Below are 21,922 nucleotides of genomic sequence, written 5' to 3'. Positions count from 1 at the left end.
ATCACTTATCCCCTTTTCCACTTTTATCGCATAATTCATATAACACACCGAAAGATGATTTCGGATGCATGAAAGCAACCTCTGCACCACCAGCACCTGGTCCTGGCTCTTCGGATAGAAGACGGACACCTTTTTCACGAAGCTCAGCCATACGCTCACGAATACCTGTTACACCGAAAGCTACATGGTGAATACCTTCTCCACGTTTTTCGATGTATCCGTGAATAGTACTTTTTTCACTCATCGGTTCTAATAACTCAATTTTTACATTACCCGCGTCAATGAATGCAACACGAACCTGTTGAGATTCTACCTCTTCCACTTTCAGCAGCTTTAAGCCTAAAGTTTCTGTATAATATGTAATGCGTTCATCAAGATCACGCACTGCAATCCCAATATGATCTACTCTCTCCATGGTGACATCTCCTTCTGTTATGGTACATAATCTATTTTACAGACTTTTTCGTCAAAACTCTACTACTTGAGAAATTTTTCAGATTTGATAAACTATTTATAAGAAAAGAAGGAGCGAACGAGCATATGAGTAATAAAAAATTTCAAAAAATCGTCGTTTATACGATGGTTGCAATCATGGTAATTTCATCTCTAGCATTCGGCTTATCAATGTTTGTGTAATGAAAAGCTAGGCGTCCGCATTACTGCGGGCGCTCTTTCTTTACCTTTATCCCCTTGAAAGACTGCTTAATTTCTAAATATCGATCCATTTCCTCTAGAAATTGATAGAGTGCTGCTTGTGCTAGAAATTGCTCATGATTTTTCGGTAAAGGTAACTGGGCGAAATCTAGCTTTACCTGCTCTAACTTCTCTCTAAAATGACTAGCCGTATTTCCTGAATGAACATGCTCACCGAGGTCTTGTAAAAAGTCAGCGACGATCACTGCCTCTTGTACTATAACAGGAAGTGCCGTTATTTTTGGAAGAACCCTATCGATAATTTCTAGCTGCTGTTCACGCATATCAAAATACACGTAGTAGTCATTTTCACGTCTCGTAAAATGATTTTCAACATCTTTAAACGCTAGGGATTTCGCACTATTTAATGCTTTTATCGCGTCTATAATTTCCTGCCCATCCCACAATGTATCGCCTTCTCTTAAATAGTTGGCAATTTCTAAAAAAATCTTACTGTAAAGTTCCTCAATTTTAACTCGATAGTAATTTAATTCCTTTTGAATGTCTGGCATATACATATTTATAGCTATTCCTGTACCATAACCGATTGCCATTAATGCGAATTCATTAGAAACAAGTGCCCATGAAAAGCTTTTTGCTGCATAAATATGCATGATAATTACTGCACTTGAGACAAAGCCGTCTGCTACTTTTAATGACACAATTGTTGGTATAAAAACAATTAACATACATGCTAATGTAAGCGGATGATAGGAAAATAGCTCAAAGCTCAAAAATGCATAAAGCATACCGATAATACTTGCGACGAATCTTGTATAAGCTGCATGAAGAGATTTTTTCTTCGTTGGCTGTACACATAATATTGTTAGAATACCAGCAGATGCATAAGAAGCTAATTCAAAGTATTGGGCAATGGCAATAGCGATTGCTGCACCAAATGCCGTTTTTAATGTACGATAGCCGATTGAAAACTTCTTCAAGTCGACTGCCTCCTATCTTTCAGTACTCTAATTTTACAAATGTGTTGAAGGCTATATATCACTACAAACATAGGCACATCACCATAACGTGGGGTTGATTTCCGTTCCGGCTGGGCGCTTTGTTGCTGTCGCTTCGCTTTTGCACAGAGCAAAGCTTCCTGGGGGCGTCCGATGAGCCGCTTTTCCCCAAGGAGTCGCCCAGCCTCCACTCCAATCAACTAATATTCATTGAATAGGTTTTTACAAATGTCACCCACAACTTTTAGCGATGAGCCGCAATATATAGTTTTAGAAAAACAATGGGTTTCACCACAATAATGCCCAATATTTCTAATCAACACACCTGTTAATTTTATTCATTTCGAACTTCAGGTGAATTATTTAGCCAATATTTCAAATATTCCGAATGCCAATTGACTAGTATCTTGAATATAAAAGAAGATTATCTATGAAGTCATGCAAATCGGGGATCATCTATCATGGCTAAGTAGTAAGCCTCCGCAGATGTTTTCTAACTGCGGGGCTTCCTACTTATAGAATAGCTTCTCTTTTATTTCTATGAATAAAATTAAAGTTCGTCGCAATATTCCTCAAAGTTTGCTTGTAAGTTTGTTACTACTGACATTGGGTCATGTCCCTCAATTTCATAGCGTCCAACTTCTGCTACTACTTGTCCATCCTTTAATAACACAAATGATGGGGAAGATGGTAAATGATCTTCACCGAAGTGATAACGAGCAGCTGCAGTTGCTTCTTTATCTTGACCAGCAAATACCGTTACAAGATGGTCTGGACGTTTATCGTAATGTACGGATTGTGCTGCTGCTGGACGTGCAATACCGCCTGCACAGCCACATACTGAGTTTACCATGACTAATGTTGTACCTGGACGAGCAAACGCCTCTTCAACAGCTTCTGGCGTGCGAAGCTGTTCATAACCAGCACCCTCAATTTCTGCACGTGCTGTTTTTAAAATTTCTTGCATAAATAAATCGTAATCCATATTCATATAGCGATAGCTCCTTTCAAGTTCGCGTCATCATCAATCATGCCCCGGCATAATTACTTCCGGAAGCCTTAACTTCTTTCAGCTGAAAGAAGTTAAACTTACTAGCTTTAGATAGTCGACGCACATACATCTCCTATCATAGCAGTTAGTGACGAATTTGTGCACCTAGTTGCTCATATTAAGGATCATATTATTTCTGTGATTGTTCATCGCTAAACAAACGATCTACACCTTGCGTGACTGTCAGCTGTCCATTTAAAATTTGACGTTCTAAAAGTTGCACCTGTGCTTTACGTTCTGGATTACCATAAAACATATCGATTAATTGGTCGGTAATCATCGATTGGAACCAATCTCTCGTCTGATTTTGGCGTCTAATTGACCAGTAATTATTTGCCTCAACGATTTGTCTGAACTCCCCTATTGTACTCCATACTTTGTCGAGACCACGTTTTTCCCATGAGCTTACCGGCATTGCTGTAGACATCCAACCTAGAGTAGCAGGCTGTAAGAAATGTAAAATTTGCTTATACTCAGATACCGTTTTTTTAGCAAGGCGAACATTATCACCATCAGCCTTATGAACAACAATGGCATCCGCTAACTCCATAATGCCCTTTTTCATGCCTTGTAACTCGTCCCCGGCACCTGTTAAAACTAACAGCAAGAAGAAATCAACCATACCACGGACATACGTTTCACTTTGTCCAACACCAACTGTTTCTATTAAAATGACATCATAGCCAGCCGCTTCACAAACAAGCATCGTTTCACGTGTCTTTTTATGAACACCCCCTAGGGTACCTGCTGTTGGAGAGGGACGAACAAATGCATTAGGCTTTCTCACGAGCTCCTCCATTCGAGTTTTATCGCCTAAAATACTTCCTCCCGATAAAGAAGAGCTTGGATCAATCGCAAGGACTGCCACTTTTTTCCCCATCTCACAAAGCATCGTTCCGAAAGCCTCAATAAACGAACTCTTTCCCGCACCAGGAACGCCTGTGATCCCAATACGGACACTGTTTCCTGTATGTGGTAGAAGCTCTTGTAGCAGTTCTTGTGCTTGCACTTTATGTGTTGCATTTGAACTTTCAATGAGTGTAATGGCTTTTGACAAGTGTGTACGAGAGCTTGCACGTACTTCTCGTGCAAGCTCCTGTATGTTTACATTGTCGGCTTTTTTCTTTCGGAATTTTTTAGGTGTACCATATTGCATTCCGTCGTGAGTTGCCTCTACTCCGTCCATAACAAATAGCGCACTTTCAGGCATTCCTTTGTTTTTGTCCATTATTCAGACACTTCCTCATAGCCTAAACGTTTGTAAATCTCCTCAATAATCTTTTGTGCCGATACAGGAATAACTGTACCAGGTCCAAATATCGCTACTGCGCCAGCTTCATAAAGGAAGTCATAATCTTGTGCTGGAATCACGCCTCCAACAATAATAATGATATCTTCGCGGCCCAGTTTTTCTAACTCTGCTACTAATTCAGGAACTAGCGTTTTATGACCAGCTGCTAATGAAGATACACCAATGACATGAACATCGTTTTCCACAGCCATTTGAGCTGCTTCAGCAGGTGTCATAAATAATGGTGAAATATCTACGTCAAAACCTAAGTCAGCATATCCAGTTGCCACAACCTTCGCACCACGGTCATGTCCATCTTGTCCCATTTTCGCTACTAAAATACGTGGGCGACGACCTTCATTTTCAAGGAATTCCTCTGTCATTTGTTTCATTTCAGCAATTTGCTCCTCATCTGAGAAGTTTGCAGAGTAAACGCCAGAGATTGAACGAATTACTGCCTTATGGCGACCTGAAACAACTTCGATTGCATCAGAGATTTCACCTAAAGAAGCACGAGCACGCGCTGCATCAACCGCTATTGCTAATAAGTTTTCTTCACCATCTTGCGCCGCTTTCGTTAATCGAGCTAGATGTTTTTGTACTTCTGCCTCATCACGAGCTGCCTTCATTGCTTCTAAACGTTCAATTTGCTTTTGACGAACTAATGTATTATCAATGTCAAGAATGTCGATAGGTTCTTCTTTTTCTAAACGATATTTATTTACACCAACGATTGTTTCTGTTTTAGAGTCGATTTTCGCTTGACGTTTTGCCGCAGCTTCCTCGACTTTCATTTTCGGAAGACCTGTTTCAATCGCTTTCGCCATGCCGCCAAGTTCTTCGATTTCTTCAATTAATGCCCACGCAGATTTTGTAATTTCGTCTGTTAATTTTTCCACATAGTATGAACCGCCCCATGGATCAATAACCTTTGTCATTGCTGTTTCTTCTTGTAGGAACAGCTGTGTATTACGTGCAATACGTGCAGAGAAATCAGTTGGTAGCGCAATCGCTTCATCAAGTGCATTAGTATGCAGGGATTGTGTATGCCCCATTGAAGACGCATTCGCTTCGAATAGTGTACGTGCCACATTATTAAATGGATCCTGCTCTGTTAAAGACCAACCAGATGTTTGTGAGTGTGTACGAAGTGCTAATGTCTTAGGATTTTTCGGATTAAACGTTGACATCATTTGTGCCCAAATTCGGCGTGCAGCACGCATTTTTGCAACTTCCATATAATAGTTCATACCGATTGCCCAGAAGAATGATAAACGCGGTGCAAAGGCATCAATATCGATTCCAGCTTTTAGCCCTGTACGAACATATTCAAGACCATCTGCTAATGTATAAGCAAGCTCGATGTCATTTGTTGCTCCCGCTTCTTGAATATGGTAACCAGAGATCGAAATTGAGTTAAATTTCGGCATATATTTCGCTGTATATTCAAAAATGTCTGCAATAATTTTCATCGACATTGCTGGTGGATAAATATATGTGTTACGAACCATGTATTCTTTTAAAATATCGTTTTGAATCGTACCCGCTAATTGCTCTGGTGTAACGCCTTGCTCTTCAGCAGCAACGATATAGAATGCAAGAACTGGTAATACAGCGCCATTCATTGTCATAGAAACTGACATTTGATCCAAAGGAATTTGGTCGAATAAAATCTTCATATCTTCTACAGAGTCAATCGCTACGCCAGCTTTACCAACATCCCCTGTTACACGAGGATGATCTGAGTCATAGCCACGGTGAGTTGCTAAGTCAAAGGCAACAGAAAGACCTTTTTGACCCATCGCTAGATTACGCTTGTAGAATGCATTTGATTCTTCAGCTGTTGAGAAACCTGCATATTGGCGAACAGTCCAAGGACGAGCTACATACATAGTAGGGTATGGACCGCGCGTATTTGGCGCAATACCTGCTACATCATTTAAATGTTTTGCCTCTTTAATATCTTCTTTTGTGTATATATCTTTAATTTCGATTCCTTCATTGGTCATGAATTTTTCTTCTGACGCTTGAGGAGCTTCTGCTGCTAAAACTTTTTCGATTTCAACTGCACTAAAATTTGGCTTGCTCATCGTTGGACCTCCTTCATGCTAGCGAACACTGAGTTTAATTTTTCGATGATGTTCTGTCCTGCGAAAATAAAGCCGTTTAAGCCATTTGCTAACCAAGCTTCTTCTTCGTCTTTAAATTTACCTGCAACGTCAACAATGACGTTAGCTGGTTTGCCTGCTAAAATTGCTTGTACTAATTCTTTTGTATCGTCATCATTACCTGCAATTACCACATATGTTGCTTCTGTAGCGTTTAACCAAGCTAATGCTTCTTCAGCCGTAGCAACTGGTTCGCTTTTTTCTGGAACTAGACCTACAGTGTTTAAGAAACCTGACACGAAATCAGCACGTGGTTTTGAGCTTTTAAGTGTACCTAATGATAAGATTCCAGTTTGCACATTTGCCGCAGTCATTACCGCGCGTAATTCCTCAAAAGGTTTAGCAATTCGCTTAATTTCTGCGAACGCTGGGTTTGTTTCGCTTTCAAGCACATCTGCTGGATTAGCATAAATATTTGTACCGATTAATGATTGCTTACGAGTTTGTACCGCTTTGATACGAGCTTGATAGGATTTTTCTAGTTCCTCCATAAGCTTTCCAGATACAGTGTAAGCGTCGATGCCTCCAGCTGCTTCAATTTCTAAGAATAATGCCCAAGCTTCTTTCACAAAATCTGCTGTTAATGACTCAATAAAGTAAGAGCCACCAGCTGGATCTATAACTTTTAAAACATTTGTTTCTTCTTTTAAGATTAACGATACATTACGTGCAATACGAACTGATTGATCGGTTGGCTTCGTTAATGCATCATGAGGGTGAACTGTAAAGACATCCGCACCGCCAATTAAGCCTGAAAGAGCTTCATTCGCTGAACGTAATAAGTTTACATATACATCCAGCTTCGAGAAGCTTCTTAATGATGTTTCAGCAATAGTTGGAACTTTTACGCCATTAGATACTCCATATGCGGATGAAAACGCTTTCCAAAGTACTTTAAAAGCACGGAGTTTTGCAATCTCTGTAAAGAACTGTGTATCCACTGCAAAGGATACATAAAATTTCTTCGCGAACGCTTCAAAGCTTTCTTCTTGATTTGCGTATTTTGCGGCTAATGCAAGGGCATATGCTAACTCTTGTACTGCGTTTGCTCCTTCATTATGATAAACCGTCGTGTCCGCACCGATTGAGCGCACGCTCGGGAAATTATTTAAAGTGATAGAGATAGGGTATTTCGATACGATGAAACCTTTTACAGCTTCTCGCTGATCAATTGCTATTTTGTCGAACACTGCTAATAATGGGTCATTTGAATTTTCAACCGTAATTTTAAACGAATATTCAGAGAAATAAGTCGCTAATTGTGCCAATACTTCTTCAGTCCATTCAAAATTCACACGGCTATCAACTGTTACTACTTCATTGCCTCGAGCTAAGCTATCATCCAGCTGTACAAAAAATGCCTCGCTTGTTTCAGCATATACTTGCTGTGCCACTCGAAATGCTTCGTTATTTTGTAGGGAACGGATTGTAGCAACTTGTTTATCAAGTTCTTCACCAAGTTTTGCTACTAAACTTTCTTGGGTGTAAAGAGGTTCTAATGTAATACCTTCACTTGTTTTCGTTAAAAGAGACTCGAATGGTTTCCCTTTTAAAGCCTTGATTGCTGCATCTTGCCATTCTGAATAGGACGGCTTTTCAAATTCAATATTTTTCATGTTGTTTGACATGCGGACGCTTAATCAGCTTCCCCCCTTAGTAGTTTCTATTTGTTATTCTACATGACAAATTGCGACTCGAAAAGCAAAAAAAAATCGGAAACCGTTATATAACAGGTTTCCGAGAAGTCATCAGTAGACTGACGTCGAAGATTTATTTGCATTTTCGAGTATTTCTTTTACTCTATTAAGGAATTTACCACATACAAGTCCATCGAGAACGCGATGATCTAAAGATAAACATAAATTCACAATATCTCGTGCAGCAAACATTCCGCCAGGTAAAACAACTGGTTTTTTTACAATACTTTCCACTTGGAGGATAGCTGCTTGTGGGTAATTAATGATGCCCATCGACTGTACAGAGCCGAATGCACCCGTATTATTGACCGTAAATGTACCACCTTGTATATCATCCATCGTTAGTTTTCCGGCACGAACTTTCACTGCAAGCTCATGAATTTCCTTGGCAATACCTTTAATTGACTTTTCATCAGCGTGTTTTATTACAGGAACAAATAGTGCATCATCTGTTGCGACTGCAATGGAAATATTTATGTCATGTTTTTGGATGATTTTATCTTCTGCCCACATGGAATTCATCATCGGGAATTCCTTTAGAGCTTGAGCAACTGCTTTTACGAAGAAAGCAAAATACGTTATATTAAAGCCTTCTTTTTGCTTAAACTCTGTCTTAATGCTATCACGATATGTTACTAAATCTGTTACATCTACTTCCATCATCATCCATGCATGTGGCACTTCATGAACGCTTCGTACCATATTATTGGCAATAGCACGGCGCACCTTTGTTACCGGAATTTCAATATCGCCTGCTTGAATTGGTTGTGTCGGTGTGGCTGGTTTAGTATTCTCCTGTGATGCTGGTGCCTCAACAGGTACTGACTGCGGAACGGCTGAATCGATTGCAGGCGGTGTTTCCACTAGAGAAGTTGGCACATTTCCTGCTTCAATCAGTTTCATTAAGTCTTTTCTTGTTATACGTCCCCCTTCACCAGTACCTGTGATTTGATCAAGTGCAATTTCATACTCTTGTGCAAGTCGAAGAACAGCTGGTGAATAACGCACTTTATCCTGTCGAACTGTTTTTTGTGGGGCTACTGTTGCTGTAGTTGGCTGCTGAGCCTCCTGTTTCTTTTGTACACCTGCATTTAAAATTGCTGTACTTACCGCTGATTTTTTCGGCGGAGGCGGAGGTGGTAACTCACTGTCGCCTGCTATTTCAACGGAACAAACGACTGCACCAACTGGTAACGTTTGCCCTTCCTCTGCAAGTAGCTCTGTAATGACTCCTTCAAAAGAAGACGGGATTTCTGCATTAACTTTATCTGTTACAACTTCTGCTAATGGATCATATTTTTTTACCGTATCACCTGGCTTGACAAGCCATTTTTCAATCGTACCTTCTGTTACACTTTCGCCGAGCTGTGGCATTGTAATATTTTGAATAGCCATCATCTATTCCCCCCATCAATTATGCCTAGGTGTATTTGTATCTATCAAATTACTATCATATTTATAATAAACTCATCACAATAAAGTGGGGGTTGATTTCCGTTCCGACCGGACGCTTTCCTGGGGGCGTCCAGTCTCCACTCCAATCAACTTATATACATGACATAACGTTTTAAGAAATGTCATCCCAAACTTTCTATGAAGAGTCTTAAAATACCTGTGATATTTATAAGCTTTAGGCTATGACGCGTAGATAAACAATCACACGGATTTTAACTTTTCATAAGCTTCTATTTACTACAATGAGTAGATAACGTTTTACTTCCAGTCAAATTTTGTAGATCCGCCCGAGATATAAACTTTTAAGCTCTTCTATATTAGAATGCTGCAAGTTCTCGCATCGCACGCTCTACTTTATCAGGGTTGATCATAAAATATTTTTCCATCGTTGGTGCATACGGCATAGCTGGAACATCTGGTCCTGCAAGGCGCTGAATTGGTGCATCGAGCTCAAATAAACAATGCTCTGCAATAATTGCTGCAACCTCACTCATAATGCTACCTTCTTTATTATCCTCGGTAACTAGTAAAACTTTACCTGTTTTACTAGCCGCTTCAATGATCGCTTCTTTATCAAGTGGATATACCGTGCGTAGGTCAAGAATATGCGCTGAAATACCATCTGCTGCTAGGCGCTCTGCCGCTTGTAATGCAAAATGGACAGCTAAACCATACGTAATGACAGTAACGTCTTCCCCTTCCCGCTTAACATCTGCCTTACCAATGGGCAATGTATAATCGTCGACAGGGACTTCACCTTTAATGAGTCGATATGCACGCTTATGCTCAAAAAACAGTACTGGATCCTCATCTCGGATCGCTGCTTTTAACAAGCCTTTTGCATCATACGGTGTTGATGGTATAACAATTTTTAATCCTGGTGTTCCTGCAAAAAGTGCCTCTACAGACTGCGAATGATAGAGCGCTCCGTGAATACCGCCGCCAAATGGTGCTCGTATAACCATTGGGCAAGACCAGTCATTATTTGAACGATAGCGGATTTTTGCTGCTTCAGAAACAATTTGATTAACGGCAGGCATGATGAAATCAGCGAATTGCATCTCGGCAATCGGGCGCATCCCATACATTGCAGCACCAATACCAACACCTGCAATTGCACTCTCAGCAAGTGGCGTGTCAAGTACACGATGTTCACCAAATTGCTCGTAAAGACCTGCTGTTGCTTTGAAAACCCCGCCTTTGCGACCAACGTCCTCTCCTAAAATGAAAACACGCTCATCACGTTCCATCTCTTCCTTCATCGCTAATGTAATCGCATCAATATAAGACATCACTGCCATTACACATCACCTCCGTCCACTGGTGCATACACGTATTTCAAAGCATGCTCTGCTGTTGCATACGGAGCAGCTTCTGCATAATCTGTTGCTTCATTCACCTCTGCCATGACACGTTCTTCTATTTCAGCACGTAGTTTTTCTGTCATAACTCCTGCATCCATAAGGTACTTTTCAAACAACAAAATTGGATCCTTTGCCTTTCCTTCTGCTATATCCTCGGCAGTTCGATATTGACGATCATCATCATCCGAAGAATGAGCCGTTAAGCGATAAGTCACTGTTTCTATTAAACTTGGACCTTCACCACTACGTGCGCGATCAGCTGCTTCTTTCACAACCTTATAAACTTGTAACGGGCATTTTCCATCAACCGTAACACCTGGCATACCATAGCCAATACCGCGATCTGATACTTTTGCACAGCCTAATTGACGTTCTACAGGCACAGAAATTGCATATTGATTATTTTCTACCATTATTATTACTGGCAGCTTATGCACGCCTGCGAAATTCGCACCTTCATGGAAATCACCTTGGTTAGAAGAACCTTCACCAAGCGTAACAAAAGTAATAAAATCTTCTTTTTGTAGACGACCTGCTAGAGCAACTCCCACCGCATGTGGAACTTGTGTAGTAACTGGCGAAGAGCCTGTTAGAATACGATTTTTCTTATGTCCGAAGTGACCTGGCATTTGACGCCCACCCGAGTTTGGATCCTCTGCTTTAGCAAATGCGGATAACATCAATTCTCTTGGTGTCATGCCAAAATGTAAAACAACTCCCATATCTCGATAGTAAGGTGCAATATAATCTCTATTATGATCAAGAGCAAAGGCTGCCCCTACTTGTGCTGCCTCCTGTCCCTGACAAGAAATAACAAACGGAATTTTACCAGAACGGTTTAATAACCACATACGTTCATCTAGTCTTCTCGCCATTAACATCGTTTCGAACATTGCAAGTACATCTTCTTTTGATAAACCTAAATCCTCATGCTTAATTTGAACACCTTGCATACGAACACCCCTTCCCGACGTTTCACTTTCGCTACCAAAAGAGAAATTAAAAATGAATGGCGCGATTATCCACTGCTAACGCTGATTCCGCTAGTACCTCATTTAGTGACGGATGTGGATGAATGGCCTGACTAATTTCCCACGGCGTTGCATCCAATAATTTAGCAAGCGATGCTTCTCCAATCAAATCTGTCACATGTGGTCCTACCATATGAATACCCAATATATCATTCGTTTCTTCATCGGCAATCATTTTCACAAAGCCATCTGTCTCTCCATTAACTAGCGCTTTTCCAATCGCCTTGAATGGAAACTTACCAACCTTCAATGAATAACCTTGCTCTCGAGCAGCACTCTCTGTTAAGCCAATACTTGCAACCTCAGGGTAAGAATAAACGCATTTTGGTACATTTAGAACATCAAGTGCCACTGTTTTACCCGTTGCAATATGCTCAATCGCAGATACCCCTTCATGCGAAGCAACATGAGCTAATTGTAAGCCACCGATAACATCCCCTATGGCATACATATGTGATTCCTTCGTTTGATACGAATCCTTGACTTTGATAAACCCATTTTCAACTTCTATTTCAGTATTTTCTAATCCGATACCTTGTGTATTTGCTTCACGTCCAACACAAAGCAATACTTTATCAGCCTCAAATAATTCATCCTTATCATCGACTTTTGCAGAAATGAAAACGTTATCATTTTCAATTTTAAAGGTCCCCGTATCTAAGCGGGCGTTAGTCACAATGCGGACACCTCTTTTTTCAAGCTGCTTGGTTACTTCTTTTACAATGTCTGCATCCTCTGCTGGTAAAATGGATGGCCCATATTCAATGACCGTTACGTAAACCCCAAAATCACAAAGCATTGAGGCCCATTCAATTCCAATAACTCCTCCGCCGACAATTAACAATGACTTTGGCAAATTTTCCATTTCCAACGCATGATCAGAGTTCATCACATATTTACCATCAACCGTTAGTCCGGCCATTCCTCTTGGCTTTGACCCAGTGGCAATGACCACATTTGTTGGAACTAGCATTTCATTTTCATCGCCATTATTCATTTCAACTGAAATAGTGCCAGGCATTGGTGAGAAAATAGAAGGTCCTAAAATTCGCCCTGTTCCCTGATAAACGTCTATTTTGCCCTTTTTCATCAGTGTATTCACACCTTGGCTCAATTGCTCAACAATCGTTTGCTTTCTCGCCTGCACTTTGTCGAATTGCAATGTAACGCCTTCAATATCAACACCATATTCAGCAGCTGTTTTATTTGCCATACGATACACTTCTGCACTTCGAAGTAAGGCCTTACTCGGTATACAGCCTTTATGCAAGCATGTTCCACCTAGGCGCTCACGTTCAACAATAGCTGTTTTTAAGCCCAGCTGTGCAGCTCGAATTGCTGCAACATAGCCACCTGTACCTCCGCCTAAAATGACAACATCATAATTTTGAGCCATATGGATTCCCCCTTATGAGAAAAATGCTAAAGCATCTTGTCCCTTTGGTACCTAAGATAAGTGATCTGTCCTTGCCGTTTAAATTCATTTAAACTATTAAATCTACTAATTTACTATAAAGTTAGAAGAAGTCGACAATGCGACTTCTCTCAACAAATAATCGGTTCTTAACGACCGTGTAAAATATTTTTTTCATTTTTTAAGAATTGGCTACGAGACTTCGATACTCGAGCGATACGTTCTTCTGCTAAACGATTAGCTGCAACATATGTCGGTATACCATCACGTTTAGAAATCTCGAAGATTTTTTCGATACTATCATAAATGCCTTCAACACGCTTCATCGCACGCTCACGGTTATATCCGTATAATTCATCAGCTACATTTATTACTCCACCTGCATTAATCACATAATCAGGTGCGTACACTATCCCTAATTCATGTAAATAATCACCATGGCGAGAATCTTGTAGCTGGTTATTAGCAGAACCTGCGACAACCTTTGCTTTTAGTTGCGGAATCGTTTCATCATTTAAAATCGCTCCTAATGCACAAGGTGAGAAAATATCAACTTCCTGTGAATAGATTTCCTCTGGTGCCACAGCAGTCGCACCAAAATCATTCACAACTCGATCAATTGCCGCTTGATTAATATCTGTAACAACAAGTTTTGCACCTTCATTATGTAAATATTCGCAAAGCTTGTAGGCTACATTGCCCAGACCTTGTACAGAAATAGTACGCCCCTCTAGTGAATCAGATCCAAATGCTTCTTTTGCCGATGCTTTTATACCACGGTATACCCCGTAAGCAGTTACTGGAGATGGGTTTCCTGATGAACCAAAAGCCGGAGATATTCCCGTTACATAATTTGTTTCCTCATGCATTAAATCCATATCTGTCACTGTTGTACCAACGTCTTCTGCCGTAATATAGCGACCATTAAGCCCTTGGATGAAACGTCCTAGTGCACGGAACATTTCTTCATTTTTATCTTTAAATGGGTCACCGATAATGACCGTTTTTCCTCCGCCTAGGTTTAAACCAGCTGCAGCATTTTTATAGGTCATCCCTCGTGCTAAACGTAATGCATCCTCGATCGCATTTTCTTCTGATGCATATGTCCACATACGTGCCCCGCCTAGTGCTGGCCCAAGTGTTGTGTCATGGATAGCGATAATCGCTTTTAACCCTGATGCTTCATCTTGGCAAAATACCAATTGTTCATAATCATACTTTTCCATATACTTGAAGATTTCCATGAAAACTCGCCCCTTTGCTTTAGAAAGTGCATCCCCAAATGCCCATTCCAATTCAGTATAATAAATGTTCAAAAATTGTTTAACAATGGATAATAATGCTCCATTTATTTTTACAATACTCACAATTTCACAATTTATCAACTATTATTACACTTTCTTGTTTAATTAAGAATTTTCTAAACATTCAGTTACAACTGATCTAGTATGTCTTTACTAGTTGTTGGGTACTCCAGTTACATAGCTTCCTTGACATTCCAATATCCACAGGTACAATTAAAATTAGGAATAAGGGGGGACATGCATGGCTCGTTTAGCTGCATTTATTGTAATGCTTATTCCAGGTCTTATGGCTGCAGGTGGCATTAAATTTATGCGTGATACATTATTTGGTAAGCTCATCTCACCTTTCCCATTTTTATGGCTACAATTCGTCGTTGGCATTATTCTCTTTGTTATAGGCTTTGGCTTTTTCGCAGGATTCTTACTCCACCGCGATCGAAAAAATGGAAAAGTGGCTCCGCGCTTCCAAAAAAAATAAAAATAGCTATCCTTTTAAGTCCAAAAGACTTATTGGATAGCTATTTTTATCTTCATTCATCAGAATGATTAACGTTGCTGTTTCGCAATTACTTTATCAGGAAAATCAGTAATCCAACCAATTACAGAAGGATGCGGATTCAATAAAAATGTTTCATCCCCATCTATTGCATAAAAACGACATGCTTTATTACTCGCTACACAGGCCTCTAAATATCTTGGTTTATAATACCTTTTATGCATATGAACACTGTCAATAGCTTTGTAATCACTAAACAAATCCCATTTTAATTTTTTTGTTGCTATAAGTGCTGTTTCATAGTCTGGCTTATATTGTTTCACAATCTCCAGAAGCTCATAGTGAAACGATGAAAAATGACTGCCAACTGGCAAAGTAAGCCCTTGAAGCATTTGAATAAGTGCGCTTTTATTATCTAGAATTGTTGATTTTAATTCGATATTAAGGGGTAGCTGTTGTGAATTTGCCCAAGCTAAAACTACGTCAAACGTCGGGATTTTATTCGTTGAAAATAATCGCCTCCAAGGCTTCCCAAGTTTAAAGCTTACTAGCTCCTCTATCGTACATTCGTTCACATGCTTATTGATGCCAACCAATCTTGACAGCTGTGGATCATGATACACAACCGGAATACCTTCTTTTGAAAGCTGGATATCTAATTCGATCCCATCTGCTCCTAGCTCTAAAGCCTTTTCAAAAGCCTTCAAAGTATTTTCAAGTGTATACGCTGAAGCCCCACGATGTGCAAATACAGGAATGAACGATTCCCTAGACATTTAACTCACCAAATTCAATAAGAAATTTACCGTTTGTCATCTTACTTAATAAGGATGATTTTTTGCCAATTTGAATATAGGTACCAGGATGAGCTTCCTTCGTCACAATAATTTCTTCTTTTCCAGCATGACGCATTTCATCCATTATTAGCTTAACCTCACGATCGATTGCTACTGCATCCGCTTTCAATTTTGTTAAGCTTTGTTTTGTTTCCTCAAATGTAGCTATCTGTTCCTTAGACATTTTATCAAGGAAAGGCAATATGCTTTTAATTTTTCCCTCGTGCTCAGAGATTTCTGATTGTAGCGACTTAAGCTGTGCAGCCCTCTCTTGCATAATAGAGTATCTTTCCTGTTTATTAACGCTTTCAATGATTAAGTCCGTTCGACGCTCTAAACGATTTCCTGAGATGGCAGTGACTATTGTATTCTTAGCTACTGCACGGCCCCCAATAATTTTCCCTTTTCGTTCGTCCACAAAAATCGAATGCGCAGAGAGCTGTGATCCTAATGAATAAAATCCTATATGAATGCTGTCAGCTGCAACTAGATTTGCTTCATTGACATGCTTAACGAAAATATTGCCGCCTGCTTCTACAATAGTTGAGCCTAAACCAAAAATCCCTCCACGAATATAAACGTCGCCTTCAATGGATTTAATAAGTTTGGCACCGCTTACACCTTCAGCACCCTCGATGGAAATATCTCCAGTAGCAATGACTGTATAGCCTGATGTAACTGTTCCTTTAATGCTTAATGAGCCATTAAATTCGAGATTCCCTGTTTCAACGCCAACGTCCCCATTAATTGGCAAATGTCTATTAACACCGATCATGCCTTTGACATCATCTAATACACCAGCTATTTTAGAACGGATGACAGTTTTCCCATCCTCTTCCACTTCATAAGCTGATTTTTTATCGTATCGTATAGGAGAATCACGACCTGGTACAGCAGCCATAATTTCGCCTAGTACATTTTTTCCTGGTTTACCTAATGTCGCAGGGACTTTTTCACCTAGCCAAGAACCTTCTGAAATTTCAGAAATAAAGTTCATGTCATAATAATCAGCTTTCCCATCTTCGCGAATTACTGGCTTTCTCTCCGGTTTAGGTAAGTATGTAATTTGTGCATCTGTTCCTGCTACAGGTGATGTTCCTTGTGCAATTAAAAATGCTTTTCCTGGATCAATTTTAGAAATATCAAAATCTAATATTCCATGATCAATTCCTTCGTTCTCGATTGTTTCCAGAATTTGTTGAGTTAATTTCTCTTTATTCTCTAGTATATAATCGTGTGTTTCGTATACAAATATTGAGGCAGACATTTTATCTCGTGCAATTTCTGCTTCAACATTTGGAAGCCAGCGTCCAATTTCAACAGGGCTAGTATTTTCTGTTGCTAAGACATTTTTTAATATTGAAAAATTTGATAATTTAAGTCGGGGATGACTACGTAAAATACTATCAAATTCTTTTAATGGATAACCAGCACTGTAAGTAAGCATATAGACCTTGCCATTTTCTTCGGTTATTTCGAATTTATCATTACGAACTAGAATCAAGTTACCTCCTCCTTCCCTCTAACTGTAAGTATATACAATCTATTTACATTTGTTTAGAGACAATTGTCACTACCAAGAAAGATTTTACCCATACTTTGTAAGCAATACATTCATATTTTCTTTTAATTTTCACATCAAAATTAGTCGATTTATACTATAGAAAGGTATGTTTTTACTCAGATTCGAAAATCTACCTTCATTAATCGGACAAATCCCACTGTTATTAATCAGGAAATTCACAAAATCTTTAATAAATTAAAATAATACATAATGTATCTGTCATAATTTTCACAAACATACATTAGGCCTTCATTACTAACTGACTACTCCCACAGCTAAAGCAGTGGGGTTCTTATGTACTTGAGAGAAGCGTTACAAAGCTCTCCACAGATGGTGTTGCCATGTCCTGTGTACAACATCTTTGATTTATCTTCTGTTCCATAAGACTTTCTTATTTACACAACCGATGTTGTGTTGGCAATAAGTTTTAACGAAGGCGGGTAGCTCTACCTACGGAGGAATACCCCTCACTTGATTTGTTTGATACCCATGCTAAAAGGGAATGTTTTCTTTACTTGTTTCAAGTCTTCTATATGTTGATGGTGTAACTCTAAAAAGGTAGGAAATGTTTTATTGCATAAATCTTGATTAGTTTGTTGTAAATTTGTATCACTATTCATCAGTAAAAACGCACTATATAAATCTCGTTGTACGAGATGACTTCCAATTTGACTCCAACGTTGATGCAGTTTTTTCTTTTCATAACGATCCGTCACATGGTTATACTGACTGGCTAAAGAAAAATGCACTTCATTCCCCCCACCTCTGAAGAAGTGGGCTTCCTGAAGCTCACTTCTGTGAATATGTCTTGTAAAACATTTATCAACTACTAATATAGGTTTCGAATAGAGTTGAAATATGTTTACAGATCATCCTCTAGAATAGCCTCAATGCGAATATGAGCGCCTAATTGATCAAAATTAAAGAGTTGTTCACGTGTCATATAGTACACACTAATGCTTCCATTAATTCCAAGTCGCACCTCAAATAAATTTTCTTCTATCTGCGTTATTTCTAACGAATTATTTTCGTCAAGCTGTAAGTTTACGCTTTTCATATGTTATCACCCAATATAATTATATACGTTTAAGCAAAGATAAACGATCAACAGTATTTTTGACCGATCAATTATGCCTCGGCATAATTGGGTATGGAATCGGCTTTGTGCTCTGCAAATGTTTTTTGCGCGAAAGCGTAGTGCTAACGTAGCGGCAGCAACAAAATGTTGATCACTCAGTCGTGTGTTGTTGCTGACGCTTCGCTTTCGCTACACAAAACAATTGTAACTGCCGTTTCACTTACGTTACACAAAACATTTGTAACTGCCGCTTCGCTTTCGTTACACAAAACAATTGTAACTGCCGTTTCACTTACGTTACACAAAACATTTGCTGAAAGAAATTAATTTTATGCCTTTCCTAATACATATTCCGCTAACACACTTTGAATTTTATAAATGTTAGTTGATTTATTAAAGTTTTTCTGAATCGGTAATTCACTACCTGAAACCCAAATTTTCAACTCTGCATCTAAATCAAACGTTCCCGCAGTTTCAACTGAAAAATGAAGAATACTCTTATATGGAATTGAATGATATTGCGTTTTCTTCCCAGTTACTCCTTGTTTATCGATTAAGATAAGTCTTTTATCCGTAAAAATAAAAGTGTCTCTTATAATTTTATAGGCATGCTTAATTATTTCATGAGGTGTTAATAAATCTTTAACTTCTTCCCGTAATTTTTCTAGATTAACTTCACTTGCATTACCTATTATCCCATCAAATAAGCCCATCTTAACTCCCCCTTCAAATGTCCGTTCTCCATTTAAAATATGTGATTATTTTTCCATAAATTCAATGTAAATCTGCTGCAGTTAACCTTTAAAACTGAGTGCATTAGCATAAAACTCAGGTTAGGTGAATTAAAAAAGTAAGCACTTTCAGATTTTTACAGAACAATCCAACATATACGTTCAATTTCGATTTTAAGACAATAAAAATACGCCCTCTCAAACAGTCAGCGCAAACTGTCTAAAAAGGCGTTATAATTTTCGCTACGTTATTTAAATTAGATTTACAGGTCAATCTCCGCTAGAACAAAGCTCAGCTTCGATATACCGATTAGCTCGCTTCATGTTGATTCATAATTGTCACGATTCCATGCTACACTTTCGACACTTAATAGAATTGAGAAAACCATAATTAGTTACTATAATTTTAGTAATCCTTAAGTTTTTCAGTGCCCACTGCCTTTTTGCTTAGTTAATCCGCGCTGGCAGATCGAAATCGTCTGAATCGCGGTTTTTTTGAACAACAAACTCAATAAGCAAATCTTCGCCTGTAAGCGCCCCTACTATACCTGTAATCAAATGACTATAATGATTCTCAAGCCAATCTCGAGCAAACGAATTTGGTGCAGCAATCGCCACAGTTGAACTACTTCCATTGTAAGACAGTAATTTTGTAGACTTAAACCACGTTTCGAAGCTTGGTTTAGAAATTTTTTGTTCAACTTGAGCCAGGATAATATTCCATAATTCTTCTAAATTTTCAAAGCTACTAATCTTTACTGCGCTCTTTAAATTAAGAATCTCATCTGGCATTTGTCCTTCTACTTCAGCTTTTTGCTTTGCAGGTTCTTCAAACATTTTTGGGCTGTTAATAACCGTCTTTTGCTTTCCTAGTTCTTCGGCTAAGAAATTAAAATTCTTTTCAACCTTATCAAAACGTTTGTCCACTTTGTCAAAGCGTTGATTCATGTCTTGCTTCATTTCAGCCATTTCGGCTTTCAATTCTTGTAACATTTCGATTATTGTTTTTTCAGTTTCGTTTGTCATTTTGACTACTCCTTAATTTATGTATGATACCATATTATTTCTCATCAATTATGCCTCGGCATAATTGCGTCCGAATCAGCTTTGTCTAGGCTCTTTATTTAACTAAAGCTCCCCTTTAATTGTATAACAGACTTGCATTTAATAATTCATTTTGCTGGTCTAAATCGAAAAAAGCTCTATTTACTATTTCGTACGAAAAATCCTTAACAATAATTTGATTTTCTATAAGAAGAACATTCCCATCCATATTCCGTTCCACATAATCCTTTAGGCCTTGTTTAGTGCAAATCGAACACCATCGCCTTTGACCATCACTAAAGGTAAAAGTCACTTCAATATGTTCTAAAGATTTTTCACTTGAATCAATTATTTCATCATCAAATTTCCATTTAGCCAAAACAGGAACACTAGTCCCGTGTGGAACAAAATAATATTTTTTATACCATCTTGTTCGGTTGTTATCGTCAACTATCCTTATCTGTTCTTTTTCTTTATTCTCCTCTATGACCACATATTCTTTTCCGCGAGTTAATGCTCCACTATAAGAACCAATACTGTTACAAATTACAATTTCCTTCAAATCGGATCATCCTTAATCATAAGTCTTTTGGATAATTTTATTCGATATTATCACAACTGTTTGCTATAGTTCCCGCCACATGTTTAAAAGCGGTTTTTTCTTAACTCAGGCAAAAAACTACTATAAGGTTCGAATATATTTAATAATTTTATAAAAATAAAGGATGTGCTCTTTAGTGGATTGAATATCGACTTTCAATAAACTTAAAATCCCTTTAATATACCATAGTTCTAACGTTTGATAGAATTCATTCAAATTAACCGAAACTTCATATTCTGTTAAAAATACTTGAGTGTATGTATCAAATGCCTCTAAACTCGGAGGTAAATATGACGCAAAAATTGCTACTAAATCAAAATATCTAGGTCCTTTCCGTGCCTCACTAAAATCGATGAAGCAAACATTTCGTTCAGCAGTCAATAAAATATTCCATGCACCTAAATCTCCGTGAATCCAATTCGTCTGATTATGATCCAACACCTTTAATTTTTCAATTGATGGGCAAAGTTCCTCATAAATTTTTGGGAAGTTTTCATGTAAAAGTTCTTTTGTATCTATCCATAACCTATCTAATGCGAAACGATTATGACGCGCTGGTTCATAGTGAAAATCCTTTAAATATTCTTGTAAGATCTGATAAGTATTTAAAATCTTTTGCAAAGGAGCTTTTTCATTTACTGAAGGTACGTAAACCTGTATTTGAAATAAATTCTTATCTATTTGAGTAAATGGCTCATCCGACTTTGAAGTTAAAATCTCACTCACAATGTTATTATTTTTTGTTCTAATATGTTGTATAAGTTTATATTCAAAGTAAGCCTGCTCTTTCGTATCAACGGATTTCAAAATATATTTTTTCGAAGTATTTGTATGCAATAAATAGGTTGAAGCTGTTTTTCCATTAGTCAATAGAGTTTTATTTGTAATTGTAGGTATACCGAATTCCTTTACTATTTCTAAAAAATAATCCATAACTTATCACTCTTCTTCGCAAACAAAAGTTTAGAATACAAAAAGCCACGAAAGCTGATTTAACAGTAGTTCGTGGTCATTTAAATGCACATTATCTATACGTTTTTTATAAACCGTACTAACTACTTACTTATGATACAGTTCTCTGTAACGTATATAAAGAGGTTTTCTCTTCTTTACGATCGATCAATTTATTTTCTCTAAGAATACGT

General features: G+C 38.4%; 20 protein-coding genes and 1 pseudogene. 2 read left to right on the top strand and 19 right to left on the bottom strand.

Going from position 1 to position 21,922, the window contains the following annotated elements; genetic code table 11:
- Position 1 precedes the first annotated feature (1 nt).
- Positions 2–415, bottom strand: coding sequence for a methylmalonyl-CoA epimerase (gene mce, locus ACMZ42_RS17200; RefSeq protein WP_337989624.1), 414 nt, complete (start codon positions 413–415; stop codon positions 2–4).
- 125 nt (positions 416–540) lie between these two features.
- Between mce and prli42 the strand changes: the two genes are divergently transcribed.
- Positions 541–636, top strand: coding sequence for a stressosome-associated protein Prli42 (prli42, locus tag ACMZ42_RS17195; RefSeq protein WP_370081649.1), 96 nt, complete (start codon positions 541–543; stop codon positions 634–636).
- Between the two features lie 20 nt (positions 637–656).
- Here prli42 and ACMZ42_RS17190 read toward each other — a convergent pair whose 3' ends face one another.
- The 10 genes from ACMZ42_RS17190 to ACMZ42_RS17145 form a co-directional block, all read right to left on the bottom strand.
- Entirely contained in the window at positions 657–1,634 is a 978-nt protein-coding gene (locus ACMZ42_RS17190; protein ID WP_370081647.1) for an aromatic acid exporter family protein, read from the bottom strand.
- A gap of 568 nt (positions 1,635–2,202) precedes the next feature.
- Entirely contained in the window at positions 2,203–2,643 is a 441-nt protein-coding gene (locus ACMZ42_RS17185) for a BrxA/BrxB family bacilliredoxin (protein WP_370081645.1), read from the bottom strand.
- A 190-nt stretch (positions 2,644–2,833) separates the two neighbouring features.
- Positions 2,834–3,931, bottom strand: a complete 1,098-nt coding sequence (meaB, locus tag ACMZ42_RS17180; protein ID WP_415732147.1) for a methylmalonyl Co-A mutase-associated GTPase MeaB — start codon at positions 3,929–3,931, stop codon at positions 2,834–2,836.
- Positions 3,931–6,084 carry a methylmalonyl-CoA mutase gene (scpA, locus tag ACMZ42_RS17175; protein ID WP_415732146.1) on the bottom strand — a complete coding sequence of 718 codons (2,154 nt, stop codon included), beginning with the start codon at positions 6,082–6,084 and terminating at the stop codon, positions 3,931–3,933. Before scpA ends, meaB begins: the two co-directional genes overlap by 1 nt.
- Positions 6,081–7,778 (bottom strand): methylmalonyl-CoA mutase family protein, encoded by a 1,698-nt coding sequence (locus ACMZ42_RS17170; RefSeq protein WP_415732145.1) that lies wholly within the window; start codon positions 7,776–7,778, stop codon positions 6,081–6,083. Before ACMZ42_RS17170 ends, scpA begins: the two co-directional genes overlap by 4 nt.
- A gap of 132 nt (positions 7,779–7,910) precedes the next feature.
- Complete coding sequence (locus ACMZ42_RS17165; RefSeq protein WP_415732144.1) at positions 7,911–9,254, bottom strand: dihydrolipoamide acetyltransferase family protein; 1,344 nt, start codon at positions 9,252–9,254, stop codon at positions 7,911–7,913.
- Between the two features lie 377 nt (positions 9,255–9,631).
- The gene (locus ACMZ42_RS17160; protein ID WP_142507157.1) at positions 9,632–10,615 is read right to left on the bottom strand and encodes an alpha-ketoacid dehydrogenase subunit beta; all 984 of its coding nucleotides are present in this window, start codon (positions 10,613–10,615) and stop codon (positions 9,632–9,634) included.
- Positions 10,615–11,631, bottom strand: coding sequence for a thiamine pyrophosphate-dependent dehydrogenase E1 component subunit alpha (locus tag ACMZ42_RS17155; RefSeq protein ID WP_370081636.1), 1,017 nt, complete (start codon positions 11,629–11,631; stop codon positions 10,615–10,617). Before ACMZ42_RS17155 ends, ACMZ42_RS17160 begins: the two co-directional genes overlap by 1 nt.
- A 46-nt stretch (positions 11,632–11,677) precedes the next feature.
- Positions 11,678–13,105, bottom strand: a complete 1,428-nt coding sequence (gene lpdA / locus ACMZ42_RS17150) for a dihydrolipoyl dehydrogenase (RefSeq protein ID WP_415732143.1) — start codon at positions 13,103–13,105, stop codon at positions 11,678–11,680.
- Between the two features lie 167 nt (positions 13,106–13,272).
- Positions 13,273–14,367: a Leu/Phe/Val dehydrogenase gene (locus tag ACMZ42_RS17145; protein ID WP_370081748.1), complete on the bottom strand. Its 1,095-nt coding sequence runs from the start codon at positions 14,365–14,367 to the stop codon at positions 13,273–13,275.
- A gap of 301 nt (positions 14,368–14,668) precedes the next feature.
- Here ACMZ42_RS17145 and ACMZ42_RS17140 point away from each other — a divergent pair, with 301 nt between their 5' ends.
- Positions 14,669–14,905: a DUF2627 domain-containing protein gene (locus ACMZ42_RS17140; RefSeq protein ID WP_132356638.1), complete on the top strand. Its 237-nt coding sequence runs from the start codon at positions 14,669–14,671 to the stop codon at positions 14,903–14,905.
- A 68-nt stretch (positions 14,906–14,973) separates the two neighbouring features.
- On the opposite strand, the gene ACMZ42_RS17135 is transcribed toward ACMZ42_RS17140, so the two are convergent.
- The 8 genes and pseudogenes from ACMZ42_RS17135 to ACMZ42_RS17100 all read right to left on the bottom strand — a co-directional run bounded on the left by ACMZ42_RS17135 (position 14,974) and on the right by ACMZ42_RS17100 (position 21,710).
- Complete coding sequence (locus tag ACMZ42_RS17135) at positions 14,974–15,699, bottom strand: glycerophosphodiester phosphodiesterase (RefSeq protein WP_415732142.1); 726 nt, start codon at positions 15,697–15,699, stop codon at positions 14,974–14,976.
- Complete coding sequence (locus ACMZ42_RS17130) at positions 15,692–17,263, bottom strand: DUF342 domain-containing protein (RefSeq protein WP_415732141.1); 1,572 nt, start codon at positions 17,261–17,263, stop codon at positions 15,692–15,694. The genes ACMZ42_RS17135 and ACMZ42_RS17130 overlap by 8 nt, the downstream gene beginning before the upstream one ends.
- Positions 17,264–17,790: 527 nt before the next feature.
- Positions 17,791–18,072: a hypothetical protein gene (locus tag ACMZ42_RS17125; RefSeq protein WP_415732140.1), complete on the bottom strand. Its 282-nt coding sequence runs from the start codon at positions 18,070–18,072 to the stop codon at positions 17,791–17,793.
- 113 nt (positions 18,073–18,185) lie between these two features.
- A complete protein-coding gene (locus tag ACMZ42_RS17120) occupies positions 18,186–18,380 on the bottom strand; it encodes a hypothetical protein (protein WP_415732139.1) in 195 nt (64 codons plus the stop codon).
- Positions 18,381–18,730: 350 nt separating this feature from the next.
- The gene (locus tag ACMZ42_RS17115) at positions 18,731–19,114 is read right to left on the bottom strand and encodes a PH domain-containing protein (RefSeq protein WP_415732138.1); all 384 of its coding nucleotides are present in this window, start codon (positions 19,112–19,114) and stop codon (positions 18,731–18,733) included.
- Positions 19,115–19,585: 471 nt separating this feature from the next.
- Positions 19,586–19,924 (bottom strand): annotated as a pseudogene (locus ACMZ42_RS17110) (DnaA N-terminal domain-containing protein); the annotation flags it as partial.
- A gap of 349 nt (positions 19,925–20,273) precedes the next feature.
- The gene (locus ACMZ42_RS17105; protein WP_415732137.1) at positions 20,274–20,738 is read right to left on the bottom strand and encodes a hypothetical protein; all 465 of its coding nucleotides are present in this window, start codon (positions 20,736–20,738) and stop codon (positions 20,274–20,276) included.
- Positions 20,739–20,858: 120 nt separating this feature from the next.
- On the bottom strand, positions 20,859–21,710 hold the full coding sequence (locus tag ACMZ42_RS17100; RefSeq protein ID WP_415732136.1) for a phosphotransferase enzyme family protein: 852 nt from the start codon (positions 21,708–21,710) through the stop codon (positions 20,859–20,861).
- Between the last annotated feature and the right edge of the window lie 212 nt (positions 21,711–21,922).

Source organism: Lysinibacillus sp. NPDC056185 (genome assembly GCF_047737915.1).
GTDB lineage: Bacteria > Bacillota > Bacilli > Bacillales_A > Planococcaceae > Lysinibacillus.
The sequence above is the reverse complement of the archived record's forward strand: the minus strand, read 5'-3'. Positions and strand labels throughout refer to the sequence as shown.

What these genes read in the sequence shown, in the direction of transcription:
- mce (WP_337989624.1), bottom strand. Translation starts at nt 415, where the DNA reads ATGGAGAGAGTAGATCATATTGGGATTGCAGTGCGTGATCTTGATGAA.
- prli42 (WP_370081649.1), top strand. Translation starts at nt 541, where the DNA reads ATGAGTAATAAAAAATTTCAAAAAATCGTCGTTTATACGATGGTTGCA.
- ACMZ42_RS17185 (WP_370081645.1), bottom strand. Translation starts at nt 2,643, where the DNA reads ATGAATATGGATTACGATTTATTTATGCAAGAAATTTTAAAAACAGCA.
- meaB (WP_415732147.1), bottom strand. Translation starts at nt 3,931, where the DNA reads ATGGACAAAAACAAAGGAATGCCTGAAAGTGCGCTATTTGTTATGGAC.
- scpA (WP_415732146.1), bottom strand. Translation starts at nt 6,084, where the DNA reads ATGAGCAAGCCAAATTTTAGTGCAGTTGAAATCGAAAAAGTTTTAGCA.
- ACMZ42_RS17170 (WP_415732145.1), bottom strand. Translation starts at nt 7,778, where the DNA reads ATGAAAAATATTGAATTTGAAAAGCCGTCCTATTCAGAATGGCAAGAT.
- ACMZ42_RS17165 (WP_415732144.1), bottom strand. Translation starts at nt 9,254, where the DNA reads ATGGCTATTCAAAATATTACAATGCCACAGCTCGGCGAAAGTGTAACA.
- ACMZ42_RS17160 (WP_142507157.1), bottom strand. Translation starts at nt 10,615, where the DNA reads ATGGCAGTGATGTCTTATATTGATGCGATTACATTAGCGATGAAGGAA.
- ACMZ42_RS17155 (WP_370081636.1), bottom strand. Translation starts at nt 11,631, where the DNA reads ATGCAAGGTGTTCAAATTAAGCATGAGGATTTAGGTTTATCAAAAGAA.
- lpdA (WP_415732143.1), bottom strand. Translation starts at nt 13,105, where the DNA reads ATGGCTCAAAATTATGATGTTGTCATTTTAGGCGGAGGTACAGGTGGC.
- ACMZ42_RS17145 (WP_370081748.1), bottom strand. Translation starts at nt 14,367, where the DNA reads ATGGAAATCTTCAAGTATATGGAAAAGTATGATTATGAACAATTGGTA.
- ACMZ42_RS17140 (WP_132356638.1), top strand. Translation starts at nt 14,669, where the DNA reads ATGGCTCGTTTAGCTGCATTTATTGTAATGCTTATTCCAGGTCTTATG.
- ACMZ42_RS17135 (WP_415732142.1), bottom strand. Translation starts at nt 15,699, where the DNA reads ATGTCTAGGGAATCGTTCATTCCTGTATTTGCACATCGTGGGGCTTCA.
- ACMZ42_RS17120 (WP_415732139.1), bottom strand. Translation starts at nt 18,380, where the DNA reads ATGAAAAGCGTAAACTTACAGCTTGACGAAAATAATTCGTTAGAAATA.
- ACMZ42_RS17115 (WP_415732138.1), bottom strand. Translation starts at nt 19,114, where the DNA reads ATGGGCTTATTTGATGGGATAATAGGTAATGCAAGTGAAGTTAATCTA.
- ACMZ42_RS17100 (WP_415732136.1), bottom strand. Translation starts at nt 21,710, where the DNA reads ATGGATTATTTTTTAGAAATAGTAAAGGAATTCGGTATACCTACAATT.